This window comes from Streptomyces sp. NBC_01314, from assembly GCF_041435215.1.
Lineage (GTDB): Bacteria > Actinomycetota > Actinomycetes > Streptomycetales > Streptomycetaceae > Streptomyces.
Genome location: NZ_CP108394.1, coordinates 7029149 through 7041031, shown reverse-complemented (window position 1 = coordinate 7041031; position 11883 = coordinate 7029149). Strand labels below are relative to the sequence as shown.

Here is an 11883-nt window from a genome sequence, read left to right as displayed (position 1 = left end):
GTCAGTCCTTGACCGCGCCGCCCAGTCCGGAGACCAGCCGTCGCTGTACGAGTACGAAGAAGATCAGCACCGGAATCGTCATCACCGTGGACGCCGCCATCACGCCGCCCCAGTCCGGCTCTTCGGGCTTGTAGAACACCAGGAGGGCCATCGGCAGGGTCGACTGGGACGTGTCGCTGATGATGAACGACTTGGCGAACAGGAAGTCGTTCCAGGCGGAGATGAAGGAGAAGACGCTGGTGGCCACCAGCCCCGGGAAGACGAGGGGGAAAAGGATCTGCCAGAGGAATCGGGAACGGCTCGCCCCGTCGAGTTGGGCCGCCTCCTCCAGCGCCTCCGGTACGGCCTTCACAAAGCCGCGCAGCATCCAGATCGCGAACGGCAGCGAGAAGGCGATGTGGGGCAGGATCAGCGCGCCCAGGGTGTTGAGTAGGCCGAAGTCCCGCATCTGGAAGAAGAGCGGGATGGTGAGCGCCTCCACGGGCACCATCTGGGCGACCAGGAACATGATCAGCAAGGTGGTCCGGAATCGGAAGCGGAATCGGGTGACCGCCGTCGCCGCGAGAAACGCGATCAGCGCGGAGACGACCACCACCGTGCAGGCGACGACCAGGCTGTTGACGAAGTAGCGGCCGAATTCCTGCTGTCCGAAGACGCGGCGGAAGGAATCCAGCGTCGGCGAGAGGGTCCATGGCCGAGGCTCGGCCGACTCGATCTCACCCGTCGGCTTGAACGCGCTCAGCACCATCCAGTAAAGCGGGAACGCCACCACGACCGCGATGACCAGGGCCGATGCCTCCGCCGCGAGCCGCCGGGGCCGCCTCGGGAAACCCCTTGCATTCACAGCTCCTCCCCCTGTCCGCGCAGCAGTCGCAAATACACCAGGGTGACCGCCAGCAGAATCACCAGCATCACCACGCCGATCGCCGAACCGAGGCTGTACTGGGAGGACGCGAAGGCCTTCTGGTAGGCGTACACGTTCAGTACGAGGTTCTGGCCCGCGATACCGCCGCCGCCCGTCATCACATAGATCTGGGTGAAGACCTTGAAGTCCCAGATGATCGACTGAATGGTGACGACGACGAGGATCGGCCGGAGCATCGGCGCGAGGACCGACCGCCAGATCCGCCACTGCGAGGCGCCGTCCAGGGCCGCGGCCTCCAGGACCTCGGAGGGTACGGAGCGGATGCCCGCGTAGACGGTCACCATCACGAACGGGAAGGAGCACCACACCACTTCGAGCAGGACGAGGAAGAAGGCGCTGTAACGCCCGTACGTCCAGGAGTGGTCGCCGAGGCCCAGGATCCGGTTGACCGGGCCGAAGTCCGGGTCGAAGAGGAGCAGCCACACCGTGGACCCGGTGATCGCGGGGGTCGCCCACGCCCCGAGCGCCGCCAGCATCAGCGCGAGGCGCGGCACGGCCCGTACTCGTGTCAGCAGCACGGCGAGCGCGCACCCGACGGCGAGCGTGGACACCACGCAGGCCGCCGCGAACACGGCGGTGGCCAGCAGGACCTGCCGGAACTCGGGGTCCCCGAACAGTTCGGCGTAGTTCCCGAACCCCTGGAAGGTGGTCGGTTCGCCGCCGCTGACCTGGGCCTGGGTGTACTCCAGGAGCGAGATCAGGCCGAGCTGCCAGACGGGATAGACGAGCAGCCCGCCGAGTACGACGAGCGCGGGGGCGAGATGGATCCAGGGGGTCCAATCGCGCCTGCGGGGCGGGCGGGTCGCGGCTCCGGTGAGCGCGACCCGCCCGGCGGTCTTCTCGACCGTGCCGTGCGCCGCCATCGGTTCAGCCGACCGTGCCGAACACGTCGTTCATCTGCTCGGCCGCGTCCTTCGACGCCTCGGCCACGTCCTTCTTGCCGCTGACGACCTCCTGGAACATCGTCGGCAGCACCAGCGACGCGTCGATCTGTGCCCACGCCGGGGAGGCGGGCACGAACTTCGTACCGGAGGAGAGCGTCTTGACGAACGGCTCGATGAACGGCTCCTGCTCGGCCGCCTCGGCCCGTACGTCGGTGTACGTGGGCAGGAAGCCCATCGCGTCGAAGAGTTCGCCCTGGGTCTCCTTGGACGCCAGCCGCTTCATCAGGTCGACGGCGAGGGTGCGGTGCGTGGTGCTCTTCAGGACGCCGACGTTGTTGCCGCCCGCGAACGCCGGGGCCACCGAGCCGGACTTCACACCCGGCAGCGGGACGACCGCGTACCTGCCCTTGACCTTGCCGGCCTCGACGGCCGCGTGGCTGAAGTCGCCGCCGATCGCCATGCCCGCCTTGCCGGCCGCGAAGGCGGTGACCGTGTCGTTGCCGCCCATGCTCGCGCACTTGGCGGCGGGGCAGTTGTCGTCGCCGAAGAGCGAGGTGTACGCCGCGATGCCCTTCCGGGCGGCCGCGCTGTCGATCGTGGAGGCGTACGAGCCGCCCTTGCCCTCGGCTATCTCGCCGCCGTTGGCCCAGACGAAGGGCATCGCGCCGTAGGTGTAGGCGCCGCCGACGACGAGGCCGTACAGGTCGGGCTTGGCGGCGCGGATCGTCCTGGCGGCGGTGGTCAACTCGTCCAGGGATTTCGGGGCTTCGAGGCCGAGCTCGTCGAAGACGTCGGTGCGGTAGTACAGCGCGCGCACGCCCACGAAGAAGGGTGCCCCGTAGATCCTGCCGTCGACCGTCACGGAGGTCTTGGCGGTCGGGTCGGAGTCCTTGGCCTCGGACCAGTCGTGGAACTCCGTGGTGACGTCGGCGAGTCCGCCGTCCTTCACATAGCCGGCCGTGTCGGTGTTGCCGTACTCGATGAGGTCCGGGGCGCTCTTCGGGTCGTTGAAGGCGGCCTTGACGCGCTGGGCGCGGGTCTCGACGGGGATGTACTCGACCTTCACCCTCACGCTGTCGTGCGCCTTCTCGAAGGCGGAGACCACCTTGTCGACGACCTTCTGCTTCGGCGCGTTGCTCACCTCCTGGAAGAGCCAGACCCGGAGGGTGCCGGTCTTCTCGTCCCCCTCGGAGGAGTTGTTGTCAGAGGTCTGGGGGGCGCAGGCGGTCAGCCCGGCGAGGGCTAGGGCCGCTACGGGCGCGGCGATTCTGGCGGCGAGCTTCATGAGCGGGTCCTCCGGTGGGGGGAGCGGAGCGTTGCATTCTCTGCAACGGGCGTTCTGCTCTGTACAACACACCGGAGGCTAGGGAGTACATGGACATGACCACAAGAGGTCTCAACCACCTTGTGATCCCGGGAAGCGTTCCGTGCAACGGGGGCGGGGGCGGGCGGCGCGACAAAGCCCGGGAGCACGCGCGCGTCGGCGGGTACGGGTGGGTGGGGCCGCACGCGCCCCTGAAGACATGGGCGCCCCGCGCTTTTCAGGGGCGCGGGGAACCGCGCGAGCAACCACACACCACCCGCACCCGCCGACGTACCGGTGCTCCCGAGCTGGTGTCCGCCGTGTTACTTCTTGCCGTCGCCGCCCTGGTCGCCGCCGCCGGCGCCGAGGGATTCGAAGATCTCCTTGCACATGGGACACACGGGGTATTTCTTCGGGTCGCGGCCCGGGACCCACACCTTGCCGCACAACGCCACGACGGGCGTGCCGTCGAGGGCGCTCGCCATGATCTTGTCCTTCTGGACATAGTGGGCGAAGCGCTCGTGGTCACCGTCGCCGTGCGACGTCTGCGGCGCCGGCTCGACGAGGGTCCCCGTACCAGTACCGCGCTCGGGCTCAAGAGTGCTCATGACTGCAAGGGTAATCAACTGCCGAGGAGTGTGGGTCCCTGCCTCGCACAACGGACGCGACCGGTGCCGACGCCGTGTTCGCGTCCGGTCCCGACCCGCCGGAGCGGTGGGGGACAGGGACCGTCGAGGCCTCGGCGGCAGCCCGGCCTCCACCACCGGCGAAAGAGCGATCCGCGACGACATGCGTCATTCGCGCCTGTCCCGCATCAGTTGAGCGAGGGGTCGTCCGGGTACGTGGCCACCATCGCGAGTTCGTTGCGCTGTCGGCGCAGGACCTCGCGCCAGAGTCTCTCCGGGCAGGGCGAGGAGACGTCGCCGGGTTCGGACTCGACGACGTACCAGGCCCCCTCCACCAGTTCGTCCTCCAACTGACCGGGTCCCCAGCCCGAGTATCCGGCGAAGATGCGCAGCGAGCCGAGCGCGGAGGCCAGCAGCTCCGGCGGGGCCTCCAGGTCGACGAGGCCGATCGCGCCGTGGACGCGCTTCCAGCCGAGCGGGGCCCGGTCCGCGGAGCCGCCGCCGGGGATCACCGCCACTCCCAGGGCGGCGTCCAGCTGCACCGGGCCGCCCTGGAAGACGACCCCCGGTTCGCCGGCGAGGTCCGCCCAGCCCGCCAGGATGTCGCCGACGCCCACCGGGGTCGGCCGGTTGAGGACCACGCCGAGCGAGCCCTTCTCGTCGTGGTCGAGGAGGAGCACCACAGCGCGGTCGAAGTTCGGGTCCGCCAGGGCGGGCGTGGCCACGAGCAGCCGCCCTGTGAGCGAGGACACCTCGGTCATGCCAGACATGATCCCGCATCCTGCCCGCGCGCGGGGAGTCAATGGCGGTAGCGGCGTGCACGCAGCTCACCGCACGGGGAGGCGGCGGGGGCGTACGGCTGTGACGGTGACCCCGTGTGGCCGATGGTGAACGGTTCGTGTTGTGGCGAACCCATGACGTGGCTTAGGGGTCCTTGGACTTCCGGAATGGGGGTGGGCGGCGCTTACGCTAGCTCTCCGGCCCACGCCGCGCCGGCCCCGCACCAAGGGTCCACCGGTCGGCCGTCCACGCCGGAAAGCCTCTGCCCAACTCCACGGAACGCGAGATCCATGACCGTCAACGGCTCTGACGACGTACTGCTTGTACACGGCGGCACCCCGCTCAGTGGCGAGATCCGTGTCCGCGGTGCGAAGAACCTCGTACCCAAGGCCATGGTCGCCGCGCTGCTCGGCAGCGGTCCGAGCCGGCTGCGCAACGTGCCCGACATCCGCGACGTGCGGGTCGTGCGCGGACTGCTGCAGCTGCACGGCGTAACGGTCCGCCCGGGTGACGAGCCGGGCGAGCTGGTGATGGACCCGACGAACGTGGAGAGCGCGAACGTCGCCGACATCGACGCCCACGCGGGCTCGTCGCGCATCCCGATCCTGTTCTGCGGCCCGCTGCTGCACCGGCTCGGCCATGCGTTCATCCCCGGTCTCGGCGGCTGCGACATCGGCGGCCGGCCGATCGACTTCCACTTCGAGGTGCTGCGGCAGTTCGGCGCGAAGATCGAGAAGCGGGAGGACGGGCAGTACCTGGAGGCGCCGCGGCGGCTGCGCGGTACCAAGATCCAGCTGCCGTACCCGTCGGTGGGCGCGACCGAGCAGGTGCTGCTCACCGCCGTCCTCGCGGAGGGCGTGACGGAACTCGCGAACGCGGCGATCGAGCCGGAGATCGAGGACCTCATCTGCGTTCTGCAGAAGATGGGCGCGATCATCGCGATGGACACCGACCGCACGATCCGCATCACCGGTGTGGACTCGCTCGGCGGCTACAACCACAAGGCGCTCCCGGACCGCCTGGAGGCCGCCTCCTGGGCGTCCGCCGCTCTGGCGACCGAAGGCGACATCTACATCCGGGGCGCCCAGCAGCGCTCGATGATGACGTTCCTGAACACCTTCCGGAAGGTGGGCGGCGCCTTCGAGATCGACGACGAGGGCATCCGCTTCTGGCACCCCGGCGGCCAGCTGAAGTCGATCGCGCTGGAGACGGACGTCCACCCCGGCTTCCAGACCGACTGGCAGCAGCCCCTGGTCGTCGCCCTGACGCAGGCCACCGGCCTCTCGATCGTCCACGAGACGGTCTACGAGTCCCGGCTGGGCTTCACCTCGGCGCTGAACCAGATGGGCGCGCACATCCAGCTCTACCGCGAGTGCCTCGGCGGTTCGGTCTGCCGCTTCGGCCAGCGCAACTTCCTGCACTCCGCCGTCGTCTCCGGCCCCACCCGCCTCCAGGGTGCCGACCTGGTCATCCCCGACCTCCGCGGCGGCTTCTCCTACCTCATCGCCGCCCTCGCCGCCCAGGGCACCTCCCGGGTCCACGGCATCGACCTCATCAACCGCGGCTACGAGAACTTCATGGAGAAGCTCATGGAGCTGGGCGCGAAGGTGGAACTGCCGGGCAAGGCGCTCGGCTAGCGGCACGGCCGTACGGGGCGCGGGGCTGTGGCACCCGCGCCCCCGCCGCGGGGTGCGACCGGCCACGACGGACCCGCAGCCTCGTCCCCACGACGATGGGGGCGGCACCTGGAAGACCAGGTGCCGCCCCCATCAGGCGTTCTACGCGCCGTACACCATCCCGCGAGCGGGAGGCGGCAAGGTTACTTACCCTTGGCGGCTTCCTTGAGCTTGCTGCCCGCGGAGACCTTCACGCTGTAGCCGGCCGGGATCTGGATCGGGTCGCCGGTCTGCGGGTTACGAGCGGTGCGAGCGGCACGGTGGGTGCGCTCGAAGGTCAGGAAGCCGGGGATGGTGACCTTCTCGTCGCCCTTGGCGACGATGTCGCCGACGACCTCGGCGAACGCGGCCAGCACGGCGTCGGCGTCCTTGCGGGTCACCTCGGCACGGTCGGCCAGCGCGGCCACCAGCTCACTGCGGTTCATGTTGTTACTCCCGTGTTCTTCTTGCCGTTGAGGCGGACCCGGGTCCGTCGTCAGACCCTCGCGCCCAGAAACGCATCCTGCACTCACCTGCGGCGGGAAAGCCAATCCAGCACCCCTGGGAGTCACACGAACACCCTTGGGAGTCGCGGCAGGCCTGAGCTTGGCCGCCACACTAAAGGGCGGCACAAGCCCTCCGGCCGCGCGACGCGCCGATGGCGCGGGGCGTGGCAACCGTCACAGCGCGGGCTCAGGCCGACGCCGCCGCCTTCGCGGCCTCGCGCACCGCCCCGGCGACCGCGCCCGCGACCTTGTCGTTGAAGACGCTCGGGATGATGTAGTTCGCGTTCACCTCGTCCTCGGTGACGACGTTCGCGAGAGCAGTCGCCGCGGCGAGCATCATCTCGGTGTTGACGGTGCGGGACTGGGCGTCGAGGAGACCGCGGAAGACACCCGGGAAGACCAGCACGTTGTTGATCTGGTTCGGGAAATCGGACCGGCCGGTGGCCACGACGGCCGCCGTCTGCCGGGCGACGGCGGGGTCGACCTCGGGGTCGGGGTTCGCGAGCGCGAACACAATGGCGTTGTCCGCCATGGCGGCCACGTCGTCGCCGTCGAGGACGTTCGGGGCGGAGACACCGATGAAGACGTCGGCCTCGCGCACGGCCTCCTTGAGGGTGCCCGTGAGGCCCTCGGGGTTGGTGTTGTCCGCGATCCAGCGCAGCGGCGAGTCGGCGGCGGCCTCGACGAGGTCGGCGCGGTCGCAGTGCACGACACCGTGGATGTCGGCCACGACGGCGTTCTTCACCCCGGCGGCGATGAGCAGCTTGAGGATGGCCGTACCGGCCGCGCCGGCGCCCGACATGACGACGCGGATGTCCCCGATCGCCTTGCCCGCGACGCGAAGTGCGTTCGTGAGGGCGGCGAGGACGACGATCGCCGTGCCGTGCTGGTCGTCGTGGAAGACGGGGATGTCGAGGGCCTCGCGCAGGCGGGCCTCGATCTCGAAGCAGCGGGGCGCGGAGATGTCCTCCAGGTTGATGCCCGCGAAGCCGGGGGCGATGGCCTTGACGATCTCGACGATCGCGTCGGTGTCCTGGGTGTCCAGGCAGATGGGCCAGGCGTCGATGCCGGCGAACCGCTTGAAGAGGGCCGCCTTGCCCTCCATGACCGGCAGGGCGGCCATGGGGCCGATATTGCCGAGGCCCAGCACGGCGGAGCCGTCCGTCACGACCGCAACGGAGTTGCGCTTGATGGTGAGGCGGCGGGCGTCCTCGGGGTTCTCGGCGATCGCCATACAGACACGGGCCACGCCCGGCGTGTAGATCATCGAGAGGTCGTCACGGTTGCGGATGGGGTGCTTCGACGCCATCTCGATCTTGCCGCCGAGGTGCATCAGGAACGTACGGTCGGAGACCTTGCCGAGCGTCACGCCCTCGATGTGGCGCAGCTGCTCGACGATCTCGTCGGCGTGCGCGGTGGAGGTGGCGGCGATGGTGACGTCGATGCGGAGCTTCTCGTGGCCGGACGCGGTCACGTCGAGGCCGGTCACCGAGCCTCCGTGGGACTCGACGGCTCCGGTGAGCTGGGAGACCGCGGTTCCGCTCGCGGGCACCTCCAGCCGGACCGTCATCGAGTAGGAGACGCTGGGCGCCGTTGCCATGGCCGACTTCCTCTGCTTTCGCTGCTATGCGTTTGCCGCGTTTTGCCGTCCGATCGTCGCACCTACCGCCGGGTAGGCGTTAGCCCGTCCGGGGTTGCGAACGTTTTGTTCTCAACGAGAAGAGGTCCACGTCACTTTCGACGTGGACCTCTTCGCGTTCAGTGGCACCGACCCGCCATGCTCGCCTCGCGGCAAGTGGTCGCTCTGAGCGACGAAGGTTGGGCCCGGGGGCTTGGATCGAGCCGGTGCCACTGCCCAGGCTAACAAACAGATCCCGTAAGGCCATTCCCGTACGGCAAGTTGTTTTCGGGGCGCTTGGAGCTCGGGGGGTCGGGGTGTGTCGGCGGGTGCGGGTCCGGTGGGGGTCGCTCGCGCGACTCCCACTCGGCCGCGGGCAGAAGGAGTCAGTCGCGCAACAGGTCGGGGACGCCCTTCTCGTCCGGGTCGTCCCGTTCGCCCGACACCAGGGTGAGTTGCTGCGTCGCCCTCGTCAGCGCCACGTACAGCACCCGCAGCCCCGCCGGGGACTCGTCCGCGATCTCCGCCGGGGAGACCACCACCGTGGCGTCGTACTCCAGGCCCTTCGCCTCCAGGCTGCCGAGGGCGACGACGCGGTCGCCGAGGCCGGCCAGCCAGCGGGCGGCCTCGTCGCGGCGGTTCATGGCGACGACGACGCCGACGGTGCCGTCGACGAGGTCCAGCAGGCGCGCGGCCTCCGCGCGGACCGTGCGGGCCAGGGATTCCCGTACGGCGGTGACGAAGCGCGGCTCGACGCCCGTGGAGCGGACCGCCGACGGGGACTCGGAGCCCGGCATGGCCAGCGCGAGCACCTTCGCCGCCAGTTCGGCGATCTCGGCCGGGTTCCGGTAGTTGACCGTCAGGGTGAAGCGGCGGCGCGGGCGGCTGCCCAGGGCCTCGTCACGGGCCTGCGCCGCCTCGTCAGGGTCGGACCAGGACGACTGGGCGGGGTCTCCCACGACCGTCCACGTGGCGTGGCGGCCACGCCGCCCCACCATCCGCCACTGCATCGGCGTCAGGTCCTGCGCCTCGTCGACGATGACGTGCGCGTACTCGGTCCGCTCCTGCGCCAGCCGCTCGGCCCGCTCGCGCTGGGTCTCCTCGCGGACGGGCATCAGCTCCTCCAGGCCCGTGAGCTGGTCCAGGGGGTCGTGATCGCGCTTCCTCCTGGGGCGGGCCGGGAGGCCGAGGACGGCCTGCAGTTCGTCCAGCACGGCGACGTCGTGGACCGAGAAGCCGTCCCGTTTCAGGGAGCGGGCGACCCGGCGGACCTCACCCGGATTGAAGATGCGCCGGGCCCAGCGGCCGAGGCGACGCTCGTCGGCCATGGCCGCCAGGACCCCGCGCGGGGTGAGCTCGGGCCACCAGGCGTCGAGGAAGGCGATGAAGTCGTCCTCGCTCGTGATGTCCTCGTCGAAGGAGGAACGCAGTTCGGCGGCCAGCTCCGGGTCGCTGTGGCGGCCTGCAGCCCCCGACCGGGCCCACAGGGCGTCCAGGAGGAGCTTGCGGGCACGGGGGCGCAGGAGGTTGACGGGGGCCGTGCCGCTCAGCGCGTTGTGGCGGATGCGGTCCAGTTCGGGCGCCTCCAGTTCGACGCGGCGGCCGAAGGCGACGACCCGCAGGCGGGTGGGCGCGTCGCCCGACTCCAGCGCGCCGTGCGCGGCACTCCGCAGCACCTTGAGCATGCGGTACGAGCCCTTGGCTCGGGCCACGGCCGGGGAGTCGTACAGCGTGGCCTCGGCGCCGCCCGTGTCCTCGGCCAGTGAGCCGATCGCACGGATGGCGACCTGGCCCTCCTCGCCGAGGGACGGCAGGACGCCCTCGGTGTACGCCACCAGCAGCGGGGTCGGGGAGACGATCAGGATGCCGCCCGCGTACCGGCGCCGGTCCTGGTAGAGGAGGTACGCGGCCCGGTGCAGGGCGACGGCCGTCTTGCCCGTCCCCGGGCCGCCCTCGACATACGTCACGGAGGCGGCGGGGGCGCGGATCACCAGGTCCTGTTCGGCCTGGATGGAGGCGACGATGTCACGCATGGTGTGGCTGCGGGCCTGGCCGAGGGCGGCCATGAGGGCACCGTCGCCGATGACGGCCAGATCGCCGCCGTCGAGGGAGGCCTTCAGCTCGGGGCGCATCAGGTCGTCCTCGACCCCGAGCACCTTGCGGCCCTTGGAGCGGATGACCCGGCGGCGTACGACCCGGCCGGGGTCGACCGGGGTCGACCGGTAGAAGGGGGCGGCCGCCGGGGCCCGCCAGTCGATGACCAGCGGCGCGTACTCCGAGTCCAGGACACCGATACGGCCGATGTGGAGGGTCTCGGCGATGTCGGCGGTGTTGTCGGGGCGGACGGCGCCCTCGGCCGCTTCGACGGCGGTGTACGCGCCGTCCGGGCCCTTCTTGCCGTCCTTGCCGAGCAGCAGGTCGATACGGCCGAAGAGGAAGTCCTCGAACTCGTTGTTCAGGCGATTGAGGTGGATGCCCGCCCGGAAGACCTGGGCGTCCCGCTCGGCGAGCGCGCCGGGGGTGCCGACCTGACCGCGCTGGGCCGCGTCGTTCATCAGGAACTCGGCCTCGTGGATTTTCTCCTCAAGACGCCGGTATACCCGGTCCAGATGTTCCTGTTCGACGTCGATCTCCTTCTCACGAACCGAGTCGTGAGCGGAGTCGAGCGTTTCCTGCTGAACCTGAGCGGCCACCCGGGCCCCCTTCTGACGTGCTGGGCAGCCGTCTACCGTACGCGAAAAGGACCCCGACAGGCTATGCGCCCGGCCGGGGTCCGTTCACCACTGGCGTAGATGTGTCATGCCTTGACCGAGACAAGCTTCTTCCCACTGAAGGTCAGAACCTCGAAGTGATCGATCTGGTCCGGGGTGAAGGCGGCGCCGCCGTGGACGTAGAGCGGGTTCCTGGCCTGCTCGGTCGCGGCGTTCTTGATGCCGTAGCCCCACTTCGGGACGGACCAGGAGGTGACGGTCTCGCGCTCGCCGTTCTTGCCGACGGCGATGAGCGAGCACTTCTCCGGGCCCTTGACGTTCTTCAGCTCCAGGACCGCGTGCGTGCCCCAGGCCTTGGACTCCATGCCGACCGTGGCGCTGACCTGGGTGGCCGCGTCGGTCCCCGAGATCTTCTCCCCCGCGGACATCTTGATGAAGGCGTCCTTGGCCGGGCTGGCGGCCGTCGGCGGCTTGTCCGAGGCGTCGCCTCCGCCGGTCGTCGCGAACACCGCCGTCGGGCCGCCGACGATCAGGGCGACGCCTGCCGCCAGCATGAAGAAGTTGCGTCGGGTCTTCTTCGCACGGTGCTGGACGACCTCGCCGACCAGTCGGTCCGCGAGTCCGGTGGTCGGCTTCGCGGACAGGGACTCGCCGATGGCGGGTGTGCCCTGGGCAGCCGGCAGGTCCGCGAGCGCGGCCAGCATCGGTTCCATACCGGCCAGCTCGTCGAGCTGCTGGCCGCACCATTCGCACGTGGCGAGGTGCATCTCGAACTGGGTGGCCTCGGCGTCGTCCAGTATCCCGAGGGCGTACGCGCCGACGGTTTCGTGGATGTTGTCACCGGAACCTTGGGCTCCTTGCACAGACCCGGGCAT

General features: G+C 69.9%; 10 protein-coding genes. 1 reads left to right on the top strand and 9 read right to left on the bottom strand.

The window, feature by feature from the left end:
- Position 1: 1 nt before the first annotated feature.
- From OG622_RS31045 to OG622_RS31025, 5 genes are all read right to left on the bottom strand, one after another.
- Positions 2 to 844, bottom strand: a complete 843-nt coding sequence (locus OG622_RS31045; protein WP_371579919.1) for a carbohydrate ABC transporter permease — start codon at positions 842 to 844, stop codon at positions 2 to 4.
- Positions 841 to 1788, bottom strand: a complete 948-nt coding sequence (locus tag OG622_RS31040) for a carbohydrate ABC transporter permease (protein ID WP_371579918.1) — start codon at positions 1786 to 1788, stop codon at positions 841 to 843. Before OG622_RS31040 ends, OG622_RS31045 begins: the two co-directional genes overlap by 4 nt.
- 4 nt (positions 1789 to 1792) lie before the next feature.
- The gene (locus OG622_RS31035) at positions 1793 to 3094 is read right to left on the bottom strand and encodes an extracellular solute-binding protein (RefSeq protein WP_371579917.1); all 1302 of its coding nucleotides are present in this window, start codon (positions 3092 to 3094) and stop codon (positions 1793 to 1795) included.
- 341 nt (positions 3095 to 3435) lie between these two features.
- On the bottom strand, positions 3436 to 3720 hold the full coding sequence (locus OG622_RS31030) for a DUF3039 domain-containing protein (RefSeq protein ID WP_371579916.1): 285 nt from the start codon (positions 3718 to 3720) through the stop codon (positions 3436 to 3438).
- A 206-nt stretch (positions 3721 to 3926) separates the two neighbouring features.
- Entirely contained in the window at positions 3927 to 4499 is a 573-nt protein-coding gene (locus OG622_RS31025) for a YqgE/AlgH family protein (RefSeq protein ID WP_371579915.1), read from the bottom strand.
- Between the two features lie 309 nt (positions 4500 to 4808).
- Here OG622_RS31025 and murA point away from each other — a divergent pair, with 309 nt between their 5' ends.
- The gene (gene murA, locus OG622_RS31020) at positions 4809 to 6155 is read left to right on the top strand and encodes a UDP-N-acetylglucosamine 1-carboxyvinyltransferase (RefSeq protein ID WP_371579914.1); all 1347 of its coding nucleotides are present in this window, start codon (positions 4809 to 4811) and stop codon (positions 6153 to 6155) included.
- A gap of 182 nt (positions 6156 to 6337) precedes the next feature.
- Here the strand turns inward: murA and OG622_RS31015 are convergent, their stop codons facing one another.
- From OG622_RS31015 to OG622_RS31000, 4 genes are all read right to left on the bottom strand, one after another.
- The gene (locus OG622_RS31015) at positions 6338 to 6619 is read right to left on the bottom strand and encodes an HU family DNA-binding protein (protein ID WP_005486790.1); all 282 of its coding nucleotides are present in this window, start codon (positions 6617 to 6619) and stop codon (positions 6338 to 6340) included.
- 247 nt (positions 6620 to 6866) lie between these two features.
- On the bottom strand, positions 6867 to 8279 hold the full coding sequence (locus OG622_RS31010) for an NAD-dependent malic enzyme (protein ID WP_371579913.1): 1413 nt from the start codon (positions 8277 to 8279) through the stop codon (positions 6867 to 6869).
- A 404-nt stretch (positions 8280 to 8683) separates the two neighbouring features.
- Positions 8684 to 10990, bottom strand: a complete 2307-nt coding sequence (locus OG622_RS31005) for a UvrD-helicase domain-containing protein (protein ID WP_371579912.1) — start codon at positions 10988 to 10990, stop codon at positions 8684 to 8686.
- A gap of 104 nt (positions 10991 to 11094) precedes the next feature.
- Positions 11095 to 11883 carry a zf-HC2 domain-containing protein gene (locus OG622_RS31000; RefSeq protein WP_371579911.1) on the bottom strand — a complete coding sequence of 263 codons (789 nt, stop codon included), beginning with the start codon at positions 11881 to 11883 and terminating at the stop codon, positions 11095 to 11097.